23 protein-coding genes are annotated in these 20,008 nt (G+C 35.0%); 5 read left to right on the top strand and 18 right to left on the bottom strand.

Annotated features, from left to right (window positions below):
- Positions 1–86: 86 nt before the first annotated feature.
- The 3 genes from E4O01_RS03635 to E4O01_RS03625 all read left to right on the top strand — a co-directional run bounded on the left by E4O01_RS03635 (position 87) and on the right by E4O01_RS03625 (position 4,949).
- A complete protein-coding gene (locus E4O01_RS03635; protein ID WP_253694490.1) occupies positions 87–2,480 on the top strand; it encodes an efflux RND transporter permease subunit in 2,394 nt (797 codons plus the stop codon).
- Between the two features lie 186 nt (positions 2,481–2,666).
- A complete protein-coding gene (locus E4O01_RS03630) occupies positions 2,667–3,446 on the top strand; it encodes an outer membrane lipoprotein-sorting protein (protein WP_253694488.1) in 780 nt (259 codons plus the stop codon).
- Positions 3,447–3,467: 21 nt separating this feature from the next.
- On the top strand, positions 3,468–4,949 hold the full coding sequence (locus E4O01_RS03625; protein WP_253694486.1) for a capsule assembly Wzi family protein: 1,482 nt from the start codon (positions 3,468–3,470) through the stop codon (positions 4,947–4,949).
- A 3-nt stretch (positions 4,950–4,952) separates the two neighbouring features.
- Here the strand turns inward: E4O01_RS03625 and E4O01_RS03620 are convergent, their stop codons facing one another.
- Entirely contained in the window at positions 4,953–5,792 is an 840-nt protein-coding gene (locus E4O01_RS03620; RefSeq protein WP_256484158.1) for a DMT family transporter, read from the bottom strand.
- A 153-nt stretch (positions 5,793–5,945) separates the two neighbouring features.
- On the bottom strand, positions 5,946–7,358 hold the full coding sequence (locus tag E4O01_RS03615; RefSeq protein ID WP_253694482.1) for a YfcC family protein: 1,413 nt from the start codon (positions 7,356–7,358) through the stop codon (positions 5,946–5,948).
- Positions 7,359–7,465: 107 nt separating this feature from the next.
- Between E4O01_RS03615 and E4O01_RS03610 the strand changes: the two genes are divergently transcribed.
- Together E4O01_RS03610 and pepD are read left to right on the top strand one after the other, a co-directional pair.
- Positions 7,466–8,146, top strand: coding sequence for a TetR/AcrR family transcriptional regulator (locus E4O01_RS03610; RefSeq protein WP_253694480.1), 681 nt, complete (start codon positions 7,466–7,468; stop codon positions 8,144–8,146).
- Between the two features lie 190 nt (positions 8,147–8,336).
- Positions 8,337–9,770 (top strand): beta-Ala-His dipeptidase, encoded by a 1,434-nt coding sequence (pepD, locus tag E4O01_RS03605; RefSeq protein WP_253694478.1) that lies wholly within the window; start codon positions 8,337–8,339, stop codon positions 9,768–9,770.
- A gap of 136 nt (positions 9,771–9,906) precedes the next feature.
- On the opposite strand, the gene E4O01_RS03600 is transcribed toward pepD, so the two are convergent.
- The 16 genes from E4O01_RS03600 to E4O01_RS03530 form a co-directional block, all read right to left on the bottom strand.
- The gene (locus E4O01_RS03600) at positions 9,907–10,182 is read right to left on the bottom strand and encodes a hypothetical protein (RefSeq protein WP_253694476.1); all 276 of its coding nucleotides are present in this window, start codon (positions 10,180–10,182) and stop codon (positions 9,907–9,909) included.
- A 158-nt stretch (positions 10,183–10,340) separates the two neighbouring features.
- The gene (locus E4O01_RS03595) at positions 10,341–10,766 is read right to left on the bottom strand and encodes a hypothetical protein (protein WP_253678698.1); all 426 of its coding nucleotides are present in this window, start codon (positions 10,764–10,766) and stop codon (positions 10,341–10,343) included.
- Positions 10,747–10,878 (bottom strand): hypothetical protein, encoded by a 132-nt coding sequence (locus E4O01_RS14655; RefSeq protein WP_256484104.1) that lies wholly within the window; start codon positions 10,876–10,878, stop codon positions 10,747–10,749. Before E4O01_RS14655 ends, E4O01_RS03595 begins: the two co-directional genes overlap by 20 nt.
- A gap of 144 nt (positions 10,879–11,022) precedes the next feature.
- Entirely contained in the window at positions 11,023–11,319 is a 297-nt protein-coding gene (locus E4O01_RS03590; protein ID WP_253694474.1) for a hypothetical protein, read from the bottom strand.
- 67 nt (positions 11,320–11,386) lie between these two features.
- Entirely contained in the window at positions 11,387–11,788 is a 402-nt protein-coding gene (locus E4O01_RS03585) for a hypothetical protein (protein WP_253694472.1), read from the bottom strand.
- A 267-nt stretch (positions 11,789–12,055) separates the two neighbouring features.
- The gene (locus E4O01_RS03580) at positions 12,056–12,667 is read right to left on the bottom strand and encodes an IS5 family transposase (protein WP_253730227.1); all 612 of its coding nucleotides are present in this window, start codon (positions 12,665–12,667) and stop codon (positions 12,056–12,058) included.
- A gap of 14 nt (positions 12,668–12,681) precedes the next feature.
- The gene (locus E4O01_RS03575; protein ID WP_253730172.1) at positions 12,682–13,065 is read right to left on the bottom strand and encodes a transposase; all 384 of its coding nucleotides are present in this window, start codon (positions 13,063–13,065) and stop codon (positions 12,682–12,684) included.
- Between the two features lie 19 nt (positions 13,066–13,084).
- Entirely contained in the window at positions 13,085–13,465 is a 381-nt protein-coding gene (locus tag E4O01_RS03570; protein WP_253694469.1) for a hypothetical protein, read from the bottom strand.
- 91 nt (positions 13,466–13,556) lie between these two features.
- Positions 13,557–14,102 carry a hypothetical protein gene (locus E4O01_RS03565; RefSeq protein WP_253694467.1) on the bottom strand — a complete coding sequence of 182 codons (546 nt, stop codon included), beginning with the start codon at positions 14,100–14,102 and terminating at the stop codon, positions 13,557–13,559.
- Between the two features lie 64 nt (positions 14,103–14,166).
- Entirely contained in the window at positions 14,167–14,397 is a 231-nt protein-coding gene (locus E4O01_RS03560; protein WP_253694465.1) for a DUF7336 domain-containing protein, read from the bottom strand.
- Between the two features lie 61 nt (positions 14,398–14,458).
- Positions 14,459–14,683: a DUF7336 domain-containing protein gene (locus E4O01_RS03555; RefSeq protein WP_253694463.1), complete on the bottom strand. Its 225-nt coding sequence runs from the start codon at positions 14,681–14,683 to the stop codon at positions 14,459–14,461.
- Positions 14,684–14,695: 12 nt separating this feature from the next.
- Entirely contained in the window at positions 14,696–15,205 is a 510-nt protein-coding gene (locus E4O01_RS03550) for a hypothetical protein (RefSeq protein ID WP_253694461.1), read from the bottom strand.
- Positions 15,206–15,793, bottom strand: coding sequence for a hypothetical protein (locus E4O01_RS03545; protein WP_253694459.1), 588 nt, complete (start codon positions 15,791–15,793; stop codon positions 15,206–15,208).
- Positions 15,790–17,790, bottom strand: a complete 2,001-nt coding sequence (locus tag E4O01_RS03540) for an RHS repeat-associated core domain-containing protein (RefSeq protein ID WP_253694457.1) — start codon at positions 17,788–17,790, stop codon at positions 15,790–15,792. The genes E4O01_RS03545 and E4O01_RS03540 overlap by 4 nt, the downstream gene beginning before the upstream one ends.
- Positions 17,791–17,817: 27 nt before the next feature.
- Complete coding sequence (locus E4O01_RS03535; RefSeq protein ID WP_253694455.1) at positions 17,818–18,261, bottom strand: DUF3997 domain-containing protein; 444 nt, start codon at positions 18,259–18,261, stop codon at positions 17,818–17,820.
- Positions 18,262–18,271: 10 nt separating this feature from the next.
- Positions 18,272–19,957, bottom strand: a complete 1,686-nt coding sequence (locus E4O01_RS03530) for an RHS repeat domain-containing protein (RefSeq protein WP_253694453.1) — start codon at positions 19,955–19,957, stop codon at positions 18,272–18,274.
- Positions 19,958–20,008 lie beyond the last annotated feature (51 nt).

Below are 20,008 nucleotides of genomic sequence, written 5' to 3'. Positions count from 1 at the left end.
CCTCTTGACAAATTTTTAGTGTATAGCTATACTAATAATTAGTAAACGGCGTTTACTAATTATTAGTATTAGAAGGGGATTATAAAATGAAACTGGAAAGTTTGCATATATTTTTTAAAAAGATCGGCGAATTTCAATTAAAATACCGTTTTCTCTTACTCATCTTATTAGCAGCCATAACCGTATTTGCTGCAATGGGCTTAAAAAAGTTTAGAGCCTCATCAATGACCGAGGAAGCCTTTGTAAACTTGAACGATCATATGAAAGAACACGAAGACAGGTTTAAAGAGCTTTTTGGAAGTAATGACAGTATAGTTTTGCTTATCGAATCCGATGATGTTTTTAAACCTGAAGTCTTAAACATGATTAAAGAGATAGGAAATGAACTTTTAGAGAAGATTCCATATGCGGATTCGGTTACTTCCATCACCGATATAGATATAAGTGTAGGAACGGAAGAAGGAATCGAGATAAAAAATCCTTTTAAAGACGGAATACCTGAAAACCCTTCCGAACTAAAAAAAGCAAAGGATTTTATTTTATCGAGAAAATCAATCGTAAATAAACTTGTTTCAAGTGATGCAAAAGAAACATGGCTGGTTCTTTCTCTTAAAGCAACTCCAAGCAAAGAAGAATGGATGAAAAATTCGGATAAGGAACTTATGTATATCATGGGAGAAACGGCTATCGATATTGTTAATAATCCCAAATATAAAAGCTCAGCCTACACAATAAAACCGGCAGGTCTTCCCTACACCGAAACGGAAGAAAAAATTGTTATGAATGCGGACATAAAGAAATGCGTAAGCCTTAGTTTTATGTGCATGATAATTCTTCTCGTTATTTTTGCCCGCTCCCTTAGAGGAACAATTGTGCCTATCATAGCTACAGCAGGTGCAATAGTTTCGGTTTTGGGGCTTATGGGACATCTAAACATTGAAGGAAGTTCCGAAATGCTTTCCGTTCCAATCATCCTTGCAATGGCTCTTTCAGTCGGATATTCAATCCATCTTGTAAATTCTTTTAGAAACAGTTTTTACACGATAGGAAAACGAAAAGAAGCAGTTATCGAGTCCATCGAAAACACGGGCTGGCCGCTCTTTTTTACGGTTGTTACGACAGTTGTTTCGGTTTTATCCTTTTTAACAGTTGACCTGGATCCCATGCACTGGATGGGACTTGCAAGTGCAGCTATGGTCTTTGCCGTTTATGTTTATGTCAGCATCTTAATTCCAATCTTAATGAGTTTCGGAAAAGATTGTACACCTGAACAAAATAAGAGTGCAGCCCGCTATAAAAAACTTGATACTCTTTTTGAAAACTTAGGAATTTCAGTTTTAAAAAGACGAAAACCCATTTTAATTATTTTTGTAATTATAACGGCTATGTGTCTTCCTGCCCTCTTTATGATATATGTAAACATGGACAGTTTTAACTTTATGGGAACCCGCATTCCCTATGTAAAACGTATTTACGAAATTACACATTCTCAACTTGGAGCTTATTTTAATTACAACGTAATGCTGACTTTTAAAGAAGAAGATGCAGTAAAAAAGCCGGAAAACTTAAAAAAACTGGAAGAATTAAGCCGGCACATAGGCGGTTTTAAATTAACAAAATTAAATAACGGCGTTCCGAAAATATTTTCTATTTTGGATATTGTAAAAGACATGAATCAGACAATGCATGCAGACGATCCGGCCTTTTATAAGATACCTGAAGATGAAGAGCTTTTGGCCCAGCTCTTATTTTTATACGAAATATCGGGAGGCGAAACATCCCGCTGGGCGGATGACGAATTCAGGACTCTACGCATGTCTGTCGATGTTTCGGCTTTTGACGGAAACGAACTTGCCGCCAATTTGGAAAGCGTCTATAAAAAATGTGCAGAACTTTTCCCTGATGCCGAAACCTTTTTAACGGGAGCAGCAGCCCACGCCGCAGAAATAAATAATAAAATAGTATATGGAGAAATATCCTCGTTTTTTACCTCTCTTGGAGCAATCGGTATTTTAATGATGATTGTATTCGGAAGTCTTAAAATGGGGCTCATTGGTCTTATCCCCAACATAATGCCTATTATTACAACCGGGGCAATTATGGGCTACTTTAGCATTCCTCTGGATATGATAACAATGGCACTTATGCCCATGATTTTAGGTATAGCAGTAGATGATACCATCCATTTTACAAACCACACAAAATATTTATTTGAAAAAGAAGGAAGATACGAAAAAGCTATTGTCGGCTCGTTTTATTCAATCGGAAAAACACTCGCAATGACAACCATAATTTTATCGGCAACATTTTTAATGTATATGGCAAGTCAGATAGATGCCTTCCTTCGCTTAGGAATCCTAGCAGCAGTAGGCTTATTTTCGGCTCTCATCGCAGATTATTTGATGACACCGATATTGATTTATATTTCAAAACCTTTCGGAAAAGAACGAGATGATACTTCTATCCGAAAGGAAGCATAGAAAAGTTTTTATGGAGAATCGATAAACATTTCGGCTTGAAATACAAGCCTGCATGTTTATCTTCGAGTTTGCCTTTTAAGGCAAACATCGTTTTATTATATGTAGTTTTGCAAAATGCAAAACTACTTGAAAAAACTTTTTTCGGAAGCTCAGGCTTCCTGCAAAAAGTTTTTATGGAGGAAAAAGATGAAAAAGATTGTTATGATTTTATTGGCTGCAGTAATTGCATTGGGTGCAGGCTTTGCACAAGAATTGACGGGAAGAGACATTATGCAAAAAGCAAGCAACAGAGAAAAGGCCGTTACGGATTCTTTTAAAATGAGGATGACTCTTATAAACTCAAACGGGAAAAAGAGAGTCCGGGAAGTGACCGCCTATTCGAAAGATTACGGAAAGGAAGAAAAGACCGTCATGGTATTTTTACTTCCGCCGGATGTAAAAGGCACAGGTTATCTTGCATACTCTTATGATGATGCCTTAAAAAACGATGACAGATGGCTTTATATTCCGGCATTAAAAAAAGCTAAGCGCATAAGCGGCTCATCAAGCCAAGATGATTTTATGGGAACGGAATTTACATATGAAGACATGGGCAGCCGCAAGGTAGACGATTATAAACACACTCTTTTAGGCGAAGAAAAAATCGATTCCAAAGACTGCTGGAAAATAGAATCGGTTCCGGTAAAAAAATCCATGTACTCAAAATTTATTTCATGGATCGATAAAGAATCTCTTTTAAACATCAAAGCGGAATTCTATGATGAACAAGGAGCGATTTTGAAGGAGCTTACCGTCAGCGGCATCGAAAAAAAAGACGGCTTTTGGACAGGCAATAAAATGGAAATGAATAACCTTCAAAAAAAGCGTAAAACGGTAATTGAAATTTTAAAGCATGAATTCAATAAAGAGATACCCGACTCTTATTTTAGGGTAAACTCTCTTGAGGCAGGAAAAATCAAAAATTAAGAAAATATTAAGGAAAGAAATATGAGAAGAATAAAAAAGAATAGTTTTATTTTAACGGTTGTACTTTTCTTTTTGACAGGATTTTTGTGTTATGCCCAAGAAGAACTACAAGAAAATGAACCCGAAGAGCCTCAAGAAGAAATAATTGAAGAATCAAACGGAATAGAATTTAACTTCGGAGGAAAACTGGAAACAGCCCATGGGCTTAGATGGAATAGCGGAAGGAACAAGGGAGCCGAGTACAGCCTTTCCCGTTCTATCGCACAAATAAAAGGAGAAGTAGTTGCAGGTTCAGCCTATGCCTTTCTTTCAGCTTCGGCGGAATACAATTACCGCAATCCTTCACGCACGGGCTTTAAACTCAATGAAGCCTATTTCCGCTATTCCGGCGAAATTTGGGATTTAAGTTTCGGAAGGCAGATTATAAGCTGGGGACAGGCAGACGGCTTTACCCTAACAGATGTGCTGAGTGCAAAGGATGCTTCCGCCTTTTTAGCCCTTTCTTCCGATGATACAAAACTCGCATCGGACAGCATTCGCCTAAGATTTTTTCACGACATTTTTACCTTTGAAGTTATAGCAATTCCTTTTTTTACCCCGAACAAATTGCCTCCGTTTAGTTTTGAAGAAGGAGCGAAAGATGCTCTTTTTTATATTGAACTTCCCGATGTATATACTAAAGGAGCCTTTTCTCTTCCTATAAAATATACAAAAACCGATGAAAAACCCAAGATGTTTACGGACACGGAAGCGGCGGCCCGCCTCTCCTTCTTTTTACCCGGCATAGATTTTTCGCTTTCAGGCTTTTACGGCCGGGATAAGAATCCTAAATTTACAAAAACCGGATACATTGAAAAAAAACTTAAAAAACCTTGCTTAGATCATAATCCTATAACAAATCCTTATATTCCGACACTAATTTATACAAAACTAAATCAAGAATATTACCGCATAGGAATGGCAGGCCTCGATGCCGCAATACCGGCAGGAGATGTAACCATAAGATTGGAAGGCGCATGGATAGGAGAGCGATATTTTGAAGCGAAAAAAACATTAAAAAAAGAACCTTCTCCGGTAGAAATATTTCAACAAACACCCGATAATATAAACTTAATCTTTGAAGAATCTAAACCTAAACACCAGCTTTTAATGCTGGCAGGTCTTGATTGGAATAAAAGCTCGTGGTTTATAAGCGCCCAATATTTTGAAGACCTTATTTTAAACCACAAAGACGATATAGAGAGGCCGATGCACAAGGGTTTTGTAAGTTTAAACATAAGCAAAACTTTTTTGAGGGAAACTCTTAAACTTTCTGCAAGCGGAGCAATCGATATTAATTACGGAAGCACATTCAGCACTTACGCCGTTGATTACTCTCTTACCGACAACATTCATGTAATTTTGGGAGGAGATATTTACACAAAAGGTTACGACGGCAAGGGAGACTTTGCACAATTAAACAAGATAAGCTCTATCTGGATTAAGGGGAGATTTAGCTGGTAATAATTAATTCCGTTTTAACTTAATGAGCACAAGGGCCGCAAGCACAATCAAAACGGCAGCAAAAAATTGGAGGAGAGTCATGTTTTCCTTTAAAAATAAAAGCCCTACCGCAAGGCTTGTAACAGGTTCTAATGTGCTCAAAATTGAAGTATATTTCGCCCCAATCTTGGCAACCGCTTTTTGATATAAAAAGGTCGCACCTACCGTTAAAATACAGGAGTAGAAAATAAGCAGACCAAACTGCGGAAGCGTAAAATCAAAAGGAATCCTTTCAGGCTGGGATAGAGAAAAGGCAAAAATCATTAAGCTGCCGAAAAAATTAACATAAAATAAAAGCTTAATAGGATGAATTTTTTTTGTTCTTTCCAAAATAAATGAATACACGCTGTACACAATAGCCGACATAAATGCATATATTATTCCCGGAGCACTTGAAACCTCTTTAAAATCGGCTATAAAAAATAGCCCCATGACTGCGGCCGCAATACAAAGTATCTCATATATTGAAGGCCTTTGTTTTAGCATAAAAGCCGAAGCCGTAAAAATTATAACCGGATATAAAAAATGGATGGATGTAGCACTTCCCGAATTTATATATTTATATGAGGCAAACAAACTTATACTGTTGAGGGTAAAAAACAGAGCAGCTAATAAGACAAGCCGAAATTCTTTTTTATTTAATTTCATATCAATTTTTAAAAATTTTGAATAAATAAAGATAAAAATCAAGGCTAAGGACATCCTGTAAAAACTGGAACCTATGGGGTTTAAACCTAAATCGAATAAAATCTTTGTAAAAAGCGGCATAAGCCCGAATATAAAGGCAGAGGCCGCAGCATCTATAAAACCTGATATTTTAATTTTGGATTCCTCTTAATACAAAAAAATATGGCATCGTTAACCTTAAAAAAGTTTATCGATGCCGTTGATGTTTGAACAAATATGCCGCTTAACGGTTACAACCAATTTATACGGCATACAATAATTAGCAATTTTTTATACGGGACCGTACCCGATAATTGTAGCTATTATTAGAATTACGGAACAAGCGATATACCAAAGCCCCATAAGCTTCCAAAACCATTTAAACCATTTGCCGTACGATATACCTCCTATTGCAATTGCAGCCATAAGATCGCCTGCTGTAGGTGTGAACAAATTCGTAATACCGTCGCCAAACTGAAATGCCAATACAGCAGTCTGCCGCGTCAGACCTATGACATCCGCCAAGGGAGTCATTATAGGCATACTGATAACCGCCTGACCTGTTCCTGAAGGAATAAAAATATTTATAAAAGACTGTAATACAAACATTCCGACGGCACTGATTTGCAACGGCAGCCCCTGAACCATATTTGAAAAGCCGTAAACTATAACATCTAAAATTTTGCCGTCCATCATTATAACGGTTATAGCTCTTGCAAAGCCTACACAAATGGCAGCATAAACAAGATTTTCCGCACCTTTTACGAAATGCCGCACTGTTTCATTTAAACTGAGTCCGCCGGCCAAACCGCATAAAATTCCCGTTCCCACAAAAACGGCAGCAATTTCGGTCAAATAGAAATGATGAACCACAACCCCATAAACAAGAACAACTATCCCTAGAACAAAGATTGCCAAAGCCGATTTTTGCTTTACGGTAAAGGTAATATCCTTAGACAATAAATCATTTTCCCTATAAGGACTTTTCAAATCTTGCTCATACATAGGACTTAATTTAGGATTTTTTTGAATTTTTCCTGCATAAATGTATATGTATACTATCGTTATCGCCATAAGAACAATAAAAGAAACTATCCTAAGTTCGATACCGCTCAATATAGGAACATCCGCTATTTTTTGTGCAGTAATGATAGTAAAAGGATTTAAAATAGCTCCTATGTACCCAACCCCTACACCGCACATACCCAGTGCAACACCTGTAATTGAATCAAATCCTAGGGCAAGGCAAAGCGTTATATGCAAAGGTAAAAAAGCCAAACACTCTTCAAAATTTCCTATTATAGCTCCGCCCAATCCCCAAAATATAAGAATAACCGGAATAATAAGCCTTTCCCTGCCTTTAAGTTTTACCATAGCCATCTTCAACACAGAATCAAGAGCTCCTGTTCCTTTTAAAATGCCGAAAATACCTCCAATTATCAACAAAAAGTTAATTATTTCGGCTGACTCATTTAGCCCTCTGGGGACTGCCTGTAAAATACCCCAAAATGAAACAGGATTCCTTTCAATAGGATGATAGCTGTAAGGGTCAACTACATTTACCCCCTTAGCCGAATCCAACACACGGGTATATTCTCCTGTAGGAAGAACATACGTAAAAATCGATGCAAGGATGAGCAAAACCAGAATGAGAACAATCGCATCGGGTGCTTTTAGCTTAAACCGTTTAATTTTTAAACTCATAAACAACTCCTTAACTTGATTTATAATCGCGATTATGTTATAATTATAACCGCGGTTATAAAATTTGTCAAGCAAATTATTTTAAATTTTAAAAGGAAATGTTAGATATGAAAGAAAGGAAAAAACAACTTATGACTGAATACATCGCTGTAACAAAAACCTTAATAAACGAATTAGGGATAGAAAAAGTCAGCATAAGAAAAATTGCAGAAAAAATAGGTTATAATACGGCAACCCTTTATAATTACTTTGAAAATCTGGATATCCTCCTTTTATACGCTTCTCTAGGCTATTTAAAAGATTATATAGCAGAACTTAAAGTAAAAACCAAACCTATAAGTAATCCTGTCTTAAAATATATTAGAGTATACGAAGTTTTTAACGGTTTTTCATTTAAAAATCCCGATATTTATTTTAATATGTTCTATGGAATCTATTCGGAAAAACTCCCCAAAATAATAGCCGATTATTACGAAATTTTTCCCGAAGAATTGGGTGAAAAATATCATGACGATATAGACAATATGCTTAAAGAAGGCAATATAATTCAACGGGATATTGAAATAACAAAAGCCATAGTGAATCAAGGTATACTGTCTCAAAAAAATACGGACTTTCTCATACATACTGTTACAAAGGTACATGCATACTATCTGTACAAAGTAATTATAGATAGAAATATAGATATACAAAAACATTCAAAAGAATTTATGAATTTTCTGGTAGAAACATTAGAACTTATGGGTGTATCTGTTCCCGACAAAAAGGAAATACAAGATACACAATAAAACACTAAAGGGTATAGGAGGTATGATAAACAGTTCGGCAGAAATTCAGCCTAACTGTTTATCTGCTGAGTTTTGCACCTATGGGTAGAAAACTTCAAATCATTATATGTGTGTGCTTTCCGGCACACACTTGAAAAAACTTTTTTCGCAAATTTATATTTGCTGTAAAAAGTTTTTATGGAGGTAAAACATGCAAGATGTGTTAAAAGAATTCGAAGCAATATGCAAAATTCCAAGACCGAGTTTTCATGAAGAAAGGATAAGGGATTATTTGTATGATTGGGCAAAACAAAGAAATATCTATGTTGAAAAAGATAACTTTAAAAACGTTTTTATGAAAAAACCGGCAACAAAGGGATATGAAAATTGCAAACCAATAGCACTCCAAGCTCATACCGATATGGTATGCGGAAAAGCCGAAGGAATAAATCACGATTTTTTTAAAGATCCGATTAAATACTACATAGACGGAGATATTGTTTCTACGAGGGAAACGACAACGCTGGGAGCCGATGACGGACTTGGAGTAAGTATCATACTTTCGGTGCTTGCCGATAACACCATTTCACATCCGGAAATTGAAGCAGTATTTACAAGTGCTGAAGAAGAGGATTTTTCCGGAGTAGGAAACTTCGATATGAGTAAATTAAAAAGCCGATTTTTGATAAATTTAGATCATTGCTGCGATAACGAAATAGTAATTTCAGCCGCCGGAGGAATTACATTTACAGCTAATAAAAAAATAGAAAAAATTAAAGTAGATGAAAAGTATAAATGCTGTGATATAAAACTATCAGGGTTGGAGGGCGGACATTCGGGAGAAGATATACACAGGGGAAAAGGAAACAGCAATATATTGCTATTCCGATTTTTAGATGAGCTTGAAAATATAGATTTTTATTTACAAGATATAAAAGGCGGAAATTTCAGACTTGCAATTCCAAGAACAAGCAATGTATCTTTGATGGTTGCAAAAAAAGACTTAAAAAACTTGGAAGATGAAGTTTGCAAATTTAACTCCATCCTGCAAAAAGAATTTCCCGCCATTAAAGACAGCATAAAGATTACTATGGTTGAAAACTCAAATAAAGACAGCTCATGTATAAAACGTGAAATTTTTTCCGATTTAAAAGATTACATTCTGACATCACCTTCGGAAATTCAAATAATGAGTAACGGTTTTGAAAATTTTGTTGATTGTTCTTGCAATTTAGGAGAAATATATATCAAAGATTCCCAGATTATAGTTATTACCGATGTCAGAGCAGGCTATGAATCTCAAAAACAATATATAATAAAAAAACTAAAAAAAATTGCAAACTCTTATAATATGCCTTATACCGTGTGGGGCTCTTATCCCGGCTGGGAATATAAAAGTAATTCAAAACTCGGACAACTGATCAAAGAGGTGTATGAAGAAAGAGGCGGAAAGAATGTTCATTTTTTAGCTATACATGCAGGTCTTGAATGCAGCTTTTTTGACAGCAAAATTGATAATATGGATATAGTTTCGATAGGTTCCAACGCATGGCACTATCATAGCCCTAAAGAATGTTTTAGTTTAAGCTCTTTGGAGTATTTTTATAAGTGCTTTATTGAAATACTTAAAAAAGCAAAATTTTGATTCAAATAAACAAGTATTGAGTACAATATTTGCTTTGAATTTGTTTTTATCAATTTTTTCATACTTACCTCAAGTTGATCTAATTAATTCTCGCACAGAATTATCCCGTTTGCACCGCCTCTGAATTCTAACATGATTAATCAAACAATGTTTTAATTAACATAAAAAAACAAATCAAAAAAATGAGAATAGCTGCAACTAATCCTTTAATAGTAGAAGGTAATATCTTATCATTATCACGGTCATCTTGAAAATCCAAATAGAAACTAGGAAACATACAGCCTCCCATAATAGTACCCAATAAATAATATAAAATAGCCGAGCCTCTATATTCAATTATACATAATACGATTAAAATCAAACATGCTATTAAAGCAATATAAAAACAAACTCGGGCGATATGTCTATTCATTCAAATTTTCCTCTATATGTAACATTTATTTAAAACGGATATATCCAATAATACAGTATAAAGTATACTTCCATATTATCATTCAACCAATACCTTTTACCGCTGTATATAAAAATTAACGGATTTACTACAGCCGCCTTTCACGTATTCATCCGTTGCTATATCTTTTTCCTAAAAAAAACTAGAAGATCTGCGAGTAAATCCATTTTCGTTTTCATCGAAAATCCATCGAGACCGCCTTTCAATTTTATTTTATCTCCATTTTTTTTATAAATAATATATTTATTTTTTATTATATCTGCATCACAAAGACTTCGTGCAAAATCTACTTCATCTTTTCTAATAACAACTCTAATAAATACTTTTTTATATGTAAACACATCTTCTTGAAATTCTATCTTCGAAAATACATAATCTATCAAAGCCCATGCATTAATAGATATAATCGTCATCATAACTATCCATATGGATATGCTTATATCTTCTTGAGTCAAAATCGTAATAATTGCAGCATAAAGAAAAAAAATAAGTGTTAAAAAAAATAAACATCTAAGTATAAGTGATTTACGATATACAGTTTTCATAATTATTCTCCATTAAACAATCTCGGGCATAATAATACAGTCTTGTTTCTTCGTCAAGCTCTTTTGAAACGGCGGGCATCTCCTGCGTCGCTACGCAAAATGAGCTCGACATATACTCTTTCCCCGCCACAGATGGCGGTGGTTTTAGCTTTGAGAGTTTTGCGTATGCAAAACTCTGAGATGAAAAAGATACAAGGATGTACCTTTTTCATCGGCCTATTTCCAAAAGTCCTGTCAGTGGGGAGGTTTAGTAAATTTAAAAGTTTAATCCCCGATGTTTTGCCGAATGGCAAAAAACTCGAAGCTCAAAGGGGCGTAAGCTCCTTTGAGCGGCAGACTGCTGACACTTGTGTACTATCATAATTATGTAAAAGTACACAAGTGTCAGCACCGCGCTTTTCAGGGCTCCGCTTTCGCTTCGGTATCTTTCCGCAGAAATTACTGCGGAAAGATGTACAGCAAAAGCAATTTTGATAAATTGCTTTTGCTCCCTTTCAATCGCTGTCCGAATGAGATAGTTGGTTTGTGAACAAATTCTAAGTTTTGTTTTCATAGTTTATTATACTTCATATATATTTTTTAAACTATAACTATAAATTTCACAATGTTTATATATCCCTTTAAACAAGAAAAAAAGTTAAAACTATTGTAATTAAGCATAACAAAATCCATAATAAAGATAATGGAAAACAGAGCAACTGCATCATATTCAAAATAAAAAATTTTCGTTTTATCGATTTTATTTGTATTGAATCCTCTTTTGCATATTCCAGTTTTAAGCACCATCTTATGATAAATCTAGTTCTATCCCATGAAGAGGATAGAATGCCATCATTATATATCGCATTTCTGGAAAAAAATACATTTTCTTTTGTAGCCTCCTCATAAAATGAAAAAGCAAGTCCTGTACGGTGAAAAGAAATATGAATAAAAACGGCAAGAAACATCTTCACTATTATGGCTAATGCCGGAAATATAAACATCATAATTAAGATTCCTTCTATAATTTTTACTTCTTCCATTTTTTACACCTCCAGAGGTAACAGATTTTTATCTTTGAGATAATTTACTAATCCATCAATATCTTCATTTTTTAAAAATTTTTGAATGTCTTTGTAAATTTGTTTTATTTCTCTGTATGATTTACTAAAGGGCACCTCTAAAAACCTATTTTTTAGTGTACCTATTTATTATTTTAGTAGCTTTTTTATAAATTGTCTAGTGTAAAACTTGGATTCTTTATCTTAGTTCCCTTACTTTTCATTTTATTACCTATATGCTCCCTCATTTTATTTCTTTAGATAGCAATATCGACATAAGTTGTATGTTAAGTTCATCATTATTATCGAAAATGTTGCACGAGCTAATCCTATCGTTCTTACATAGATACCTTTCATTGAGTTTGTCATAAAGCCAAATACATGTTCTACTCTCGCCCGTATTTTTGATTTTTTTCTGTTACCGATTTTTTGTTTTTTAGTAAGAGGTTTTCCTCTTGCTCCTCTTTCACAAATTTGTCCTTCTATTCCTTTCGCTTTTAAAATCCTGTATATTTTTTCTCCTATATAGGCACTATCTGCGTATAATCTTTCATCTTCCCTTTCAACCAAATTTTTTAACTCTCTACTATCATGAACATTGGCTGCTGTTACCGTCGCTTTCAATATAAGCTTACTTTTTTTATCTATTTTTATATGATCTTTATAACCGTAATAATTACGTTTATGCTTCTTTGTCCACCTCGCATCACAGTCTTTTTGTGATAATTTTGCCTTATTTTTTGCTTCTTGCCATTGTTCAGGGACTTTTCCATTTTTTATTTGTTCATTTTCATCTTTGCTGTTATGCTGTATCGGAGCTTCTACTATTGTCGCATCTATTATCGTTCCCTCTTTTCCTATTAAGTTATTTCTAGCTAATTCTTTTCCAAACTTTTCAAATAACTTTTTGATACTCTCGAGAGTTTTTCTTTAAAAAGCCATATTGTTTTTGCATCGGGTACTTTATCTTTTAATTCCAATCCTAAAAATCTCATAAAGGATAGCCGATCGTTTATTTGATATTCCGTTTGATCATCACTTATGTTGTATAATTTTTGTAAGATTATTATTTTAAACATCATTACATAATCGTATGCAGGTCTTCCGCCTAAACCTTTTGGCTCTTTGGTTAATGCTTTTTTCAATAGCGGTCTGAATATTTCCCAATTTATTTTTTCATTTAATTTTTCAAGACTATCTCCTAACTTGCTTAATACTCTTAAACGATCTTCTTCATCAAATAATCCTTTTTGTTTCATATCTCATTTTATCATCTTTTTAATCTTTTTTAAAGGGGGTTTTTAGAGGTGCCCTATAACACACTAATCCGTATCCTGCTTCACTCGCCCCTTCTTTTTTTATAACCTTTATGCTCGGCTCTTTTTTATCTATTTCCTCTCCCAAAAATTTCCATAGCGTATAACCGCGTACTCCCCAGTATTTTAAGTTGTTTGTTTTTAATATTATTTTTTCTCCTTCCTTTATAAATAGTTTATCTTCAAACGGATTTATCCCTCCCTGTTCTTCTTCATTTCCTTCAAGCTCGCTGCCTTCTTCAAAAGCTCCGCTTTCTCCTTCATACAGAGGTTTATGCGGATTAACACAGCCTGTCAATATAAACACTAAAATTATCATAAATAGTTCTCTTAGTTTCTTCATTTTTTATCTCCTTCGATATATTTTTTATATAACCTTAATAGTCTTTCTCTTTTTCTTTCTCGAACGCTTTTTTCTCGGTGTAAATATGGCACTATGTAGACTCTTTTGAAAATATGCGGGCATCTCCTGCGTCACTACGCAAAAATAAATGCTCGACGTATACCAGATACGCCTCCGCTTTATTTTTACTAGGCTCCTTGTATCTGCTCCGTCTATTTTCAAAAGTCCTGTCAGTGGGGTTACTTAGTAAATTTAAAAGTTTAATCCCCGATGTTTTGCCGAATGGCAAAACTCGAAGCTCAAAGGGGTGTAAGCACCTTTGAGCGGCGGACTGCTCAATTTTGTTTATCATTATAATGTAAAAGTAAACAAATATCAGCTCCGCCATGGACGGCGATGGTTCAAGCTTGCAAGTTTTGCTTATGCAAAACTTGCTATCAACATCCGTACAAGGAAGTACGGATGTTGATGACACCGCGCTTTTCAAGGCTCCGCTGTCGCTTCGGTATCTTTCCGCAGAGATTACTGCGGAAAGATGTACAGCAAAAGCAATTTTTATAAATTGCTTTTGCTCTCTTTCAATCGCCGTCCGAGTGAGATAGTTGGGTTGTGAATAAAAGTAAAGCTTTGTGTTCATAGTTTTTTCTTTTATGTGAACTGTTTATCAATTAGTTCTTAATTTTACCTCCGGCCTTTTTATATCATAAAGAAAATCTAATGCATTCTTCTATAGGATAGCTTTCATTCAAAATGTATTTTGAAATAACAAAATTATCAGGGGAATCTCTAAAGCCTTGCAAGTTTTTATATTTTGTAATGGTTATCCTTGCAGCAGCTTTAGATGAATATATTCCTATTAATTTTATATCTGCTCTCGTATCTTCAAATTCATGCATATGAGTTAATATAAACACTTCGTTAATTTCTTTCATCTACAATTCATCTCCGGTATTGTTTAAGGCATAATTAAAAATGTAAGTTTTTAATAATAGCCTATAAAGTTACAGTTACATATCCATCTGACCAAAAGTCCTTATTCAATTTCCACTTGCCAATATAAAATCTTTCCGAATAATCTTTAAACTTATCACATTTTTGATATTCCAATAATGCTTTTTCTGCATTTTCTAATGCTGAATATACACCTATTATTTTTACCTCGCTATCTTCTTCATTGATCGGTATCTCATAGGAAAATAAAAATACATGTGTCATCATACACCTCCAATATCATTTTAAATATTTATAAAATATTCTAATCGCATCATCCATTACATTACTTAGAATAAGTTTTTCTTCTTTTGTCCATTTAGGAATATATATTTCCGGAGAGTCTTTTTTCAGAGCCGGCGGATTTGTTCCGTAAAACAATTTATTATATACGTCTAATATTACACAATCCACACCATCATCATCACCTATAAACGATTCTTTCAATGTATAGGCCATGTCAGATGCAATATTCCAAAAACGCAAAATAAGATTGCAATCTATGTCATTCAGACATATTTTTTCTATAAATGCATCAATATCATACAATACAGCGGCATCCACCTGAATATCTAAATTATGAATTTTACAAAACGCTCTCATTTCATCTTCACAATAAAACATAATTACTTTTTCATTTTCATCAATCAAAAATGCATCACGATTATCAGAAAACCATAAACAATAATATGTTTGATTAGACATCTTAAATTCTACTAAACAATATTCAATTTTTGAATTATATTTCATTCAAAGCCTCATAAAATCATTCTTATTTATTAATTCATATACTTTTTCCATAGACAAGTTATAATAAGCAATTACAAGATCTCCATTATCAAGAAACTTAGTTTCTTTCAAATCAAAAAGTAAATACTTAATTGCAGTATTATCATAATTACGATTTATATAAAATATCTTTTTTCCTTTGAATATATCCAACACATAAACAGCCTCTTCTCCTACAAGTGCATAGCTTCCTGTAATATCTACTGCTATCACAAAATTAACCTGATTAGATATTATTCCGTCATTCACTGACACAAAAATAGAATAAACGCCCGGATTACCTGTATGAATTTTAATTTCGAAAATCTTATTCTTAAACCATCTAATAGCATCTTTTCTAAGTTTATAACGCAATTGAAGTGAAAAAATCATAAACTCATTTTGAGTTTTCTTATTCCATATAAATCCTTTACTTACACCACCCTGCTCTGTAAATTTAAAATATGAACTTCCATCATCAGAATAATATTTTGTATTAGGAAGAAGTTCTTGAGATGATAGTTTTACAAAAAAATGAAAGATCAATATAATAACAAAATATTTTTTCATGGCCAAACTCTCCTTCCGTACACAGGATTTGCCGGATTGTATTTAATAAATGTTGTGCCTCCAATGCTAATATCAGATTTAAATATCGCATTAGGACCTTTCATTCTGTCATAAAAATAATTTCCATCTTTTAATAATTTTGTCCCTTCCCAAAAATAATGACCATTAGAACTATCACTATCTCCAAGCAAAGCATCAATAACCGCAGCTCTTGAATATGTCAAACGATCATCTGTTCCTGTTTTAACATTTTCCTCTGTATAACTTTTAGTTGAATCGTTATAACCGTAAATACCAGTATTTTCAATGATATCTATAGGGGTTCGACCACTATATTTTGATTCATTCATTATCGTATCTGCTATAGCATAGGATTCATCCTTGTTCCCACTTGTTTCACCATACACTGCAGCTGTAAATTTATTGAAATCAGAGGAACTCATAATTGATCCATCTTGATTTTTTAGATACCCACGAGAGTCTTTCCTCGATGTTGCTGAGCCTACATATGTAAATTCAACTACATGAATACCATCAATATTATCATTTATGTGACCAACATAATCTCCATCAATCGTATATTCATCACTTCTCCCATCCGGATCTATATATTTGACAGGGTTATTTCCGCCATAATGATAGAGATGTAAATTTATCGTATTATATACTCCACCCATACCGGCAAGCTTACTAGGTTCTGTCCCAGGAGGAGGTATATACTCTCCTAACGCCGGGTCTCCTGACAACCACCTTGAATATTTCGGATCAAGATACCTAGCTCCATAGTAATACAGTCCCGTTTCCTCATCAAGCTCTTTCCCTGTAAACCTAAACGGTAATTTGTCTAATCCCGGTGCAGTCTCCTCAACCCAAAGTTCTCCATACGGTGTGTATTCTATATGCTCGTACTGTCTGCCTTTCCAGTCTGTTACGAACTGTGCACTTCCCAAATGATCGCTGTGGTAGTAGTAACGCTTTGCTTTTTGTTCGTCGTTATCGCCTTGATTATCCGTATGGGTCATGGCGGTTACTAATCTTGAATTCCCTACAAAGATGTGTTTGTGTACTCTTAAGCCTTGCGGGTTGTTTTGGTCTTGTGTCGGGATATGTATCGTAAAGAAATTATTAAAGTATAAGGTTTCGCTTCGCCCCTCGTCTGTGTATTTAAGAGCTCTCTGTCCGTCTTCGCCGTAGCGGTAGTGTACTGTGTAGTTTCTGTCGCTTGATTTGGTTAAGAGGTTTCGCTCGTTCCAAGTGTAGTTACGCCTGTAGGCAAATAGGTCTTGCGGGTTTGACTGTTCCGTTTCTTTAGGAGCGTCAAGCCCGAAGCCGTAGTCGGCACCATAAACATCTTGTTCTTCAAAGTATGAGTATGTAAATACAAACTCTTCTTCATCTGTAAAAGGTCCGTCTTTTTCTGCCGTTATGTTGCCGTTTGCGTCATAGCGGTAGTAACGGTTGCCTGCTCTTATTAACCTGTGTGCATAGGCAGGGTCATACTCGTATTGAAGCGAGTAGTCAAGTTCAGCCTTGGGATAAGAGTTCCCTTGTGCACCGGGTATGTTTGTGGTGCTTAGCTTATTGGTCATGTTGCCTTCTTTTGAAAATATGCGGGCATCTCCTGCGTCGCACGGCAAAAAAGTGTCCTCGACGTATACCCGATACGCCTGCGGTACTTTTTTGCCTAACTCCTTGTATCTGCTCCGCCTATTTCCAAAAGTCCTGTCAGTTGGGATGTTTAGTAATAAGCTTTCGCGTAAGCAGCTTTGAGCGGCGGACTGCCGGTATTTGTGTACTATCAATACTATGCAAAGGTACACAAATACCGGCATCGCGCTTTTCAGGGCTCCGCTGCCGCTTCGGTATCTTTCCGCAGAAATTACTGCGGAAAGATGTACAGCAAAACCAATTTTGATAAATTGCTTTTGCTCCCTTTCAATCGCTGTCCGATAAAAGAGAGAGTTAGGTTGTGGATAAATGTAAAATTTTGTTTTCATTGTTATATTATTTTAATAACCTAATTATTAATATTTCTTTTGAAATTTATACATTTCCGAACTCAACACCCATGTTACATTTTTTACAACAGGTATATTTGTTTCGATGAAAAGTTTATTGAGATCTTTATAAGGCCCATAACTTTTCCTTTCCTTAGAGTCAACTAAATAATAATCTTCCGCTACAGTCTTTCCCTCCTTATAATCAGCTATATCATCAGGGAAAATATGACGCGCAATAATATATCTGTCATCATGCCATACAGCTGTAACATAAGGCGGAACACCTATCAATTTATCGTCTAAATATGTTTTCAAGGTTAAACCATCTTCTGTAAAACCTATATGTATATCATCGCCATTAATATGCCACACCTCATACCCATTAACCAATACATATGACCAGTCCAATAATCCCGAACATGAAGTTAGCAGCCCCCAAAAAAATATTAATAAAATTTTTCTTTTCATTACGATCTCCTTATTCTACTTTTTGTATCACATATGAAAATGTCCAATAAAATGGAGTTATAGAACCTTCTTTTTCTCTATCATATCCCCAGTTGTTTAACATACTAGTAATAGAACCATCTGAACGTTTTTCATCAAAATTATACTTATCCATTATTTTAACTAAGATTGTATATACCGTAACTTCTTTCATTCTAAAAAAAGTCTTTTTTTCCACCTTATCTGACCGTATAGTAACTTCGTACTTAGCTTTACCCACAGCCAATCTTAAATCACAATCTTGAAATCCTTCATAAAAATGGATATCGTCATAATAAGTTTTCTGTTCTACTCCTAAAGTTTTAAAATCATCCAATAACTTATTAATTTCTGAATTCATCTTAGGAGAATTTAAAAAGCTTATAAGAAAATTCATGCTTTTTGAATAATCCTGTGTCTTTCCTTTTCCAAAAAAAGCATCAAACAATAATTGAGCAGCAGCACGAAGAAATCTCCCATCCGGATCGGTATACTTAATCGGATTATTCCCAGCGTAATGATAAACGTGAAGATTTACGGTATTAAACACCCCACCCATTCCCGGCAAATTCTCGTTATGTTTCTTAGCTTCATCATCAATAGGAGCCTTTGGTATGTAGTCGTTTAGTGCCGGATCCCCACTTAACCACCTACTATATTTTGGATCCAAGTACCTAGCTCCATAGTAATACAGTCCGGTTTCCTCGTCAAGTTCCTTACCCGTGAAGCGGAAAGGTAACTTGTCCAATCCAGCAGCAACTTCCTCTATCCAAAGTTCGCCATACGGTGTGTACTCTATATGCTCATATTGTCTGCCTTTCCAGTCGGTTACGAACTGTGCACTTCCCAAATGGTCTGAATGGTAATAGTAACGCTTTGCTTTTTGTTCATCGTTGTCGCCTTGGTTATCTGTGTGCGTCATGGCGGTTACAAGGCGGCTATTACCTACAAAAATGTGTTTGTGTACACGTAGTCCTTGAGGGTTGTTTTGGTCTTGTGTTGGTATGTGTATCGTAAAGAAGTTATTAAAGTAAAGCGTTTCGCTTCTTCCCTCGTCTGTGTATTTAAGAGCTCTCTGTCCGTCTTCGCCGTAGCGGTAGTGGACTGTGTAGTTTCTGTCGCTCGATTTGGTTAAGAGGTTGCGCTCGTTCCAAGTGTAGTTACGCCTGTAGGCAAATAGGTCTTGCGGGTTTGTTTGCTCGGTTTCTTTTGGTGCGTCAAGCCCGAAGCCGTAATCTATTCCGTATACATCTTCCTCTTTTGAAAATATGCGGGCAATTACTGCGTCGCACGGCAAAAAAGTGTCCTCGACGTATACCCGATACGCCTGCGGTACTTTTTTGCCTAACTCCTTGTACTTACCTCGCCTATTTTCAAAAGTCATTGTTTTTCCGCTTCCTACCGTAAGCGGAAAAACATCCGATAAGTTGTTTTTATTTAATAATAACTTTCTTTTGGCGGACTGCTGACACTTGTGTACTATCATAATTATGTAAAAGTACACAAGTGTCAGCACCGCGCTTTTCAGGGCTCCGCTATCGCTTCGGTATCTTTCCGCAGAAATTACTGCGGAAAGATGTACAGCAAAAGCAATTTTTATAAATTGCTTTTGCTCCCTTTCAATCGCTGTCCGAGAGGTGAGATGGTTTAATTGTTTTAATAAATAGTTACTCTTCATTTTTCATAAACCAAATTTACAATATAAAACATAGGGTAAACTGAATTTCTT

The organism is Treponema sp. OMZ 790 (assembly GCF_024181285.1).
Taxonomy (GTDB): domain Bacteria; phylum Spirochaetota; class Spirochaetia; order Treponematales; family Treponemataceae; genus Treponema_B.
The sequence above is the reverse complement of the archived record's forward strand: the minus strand, read 5'-3'. Positions and strand labels throughout refer to the sequence as shown.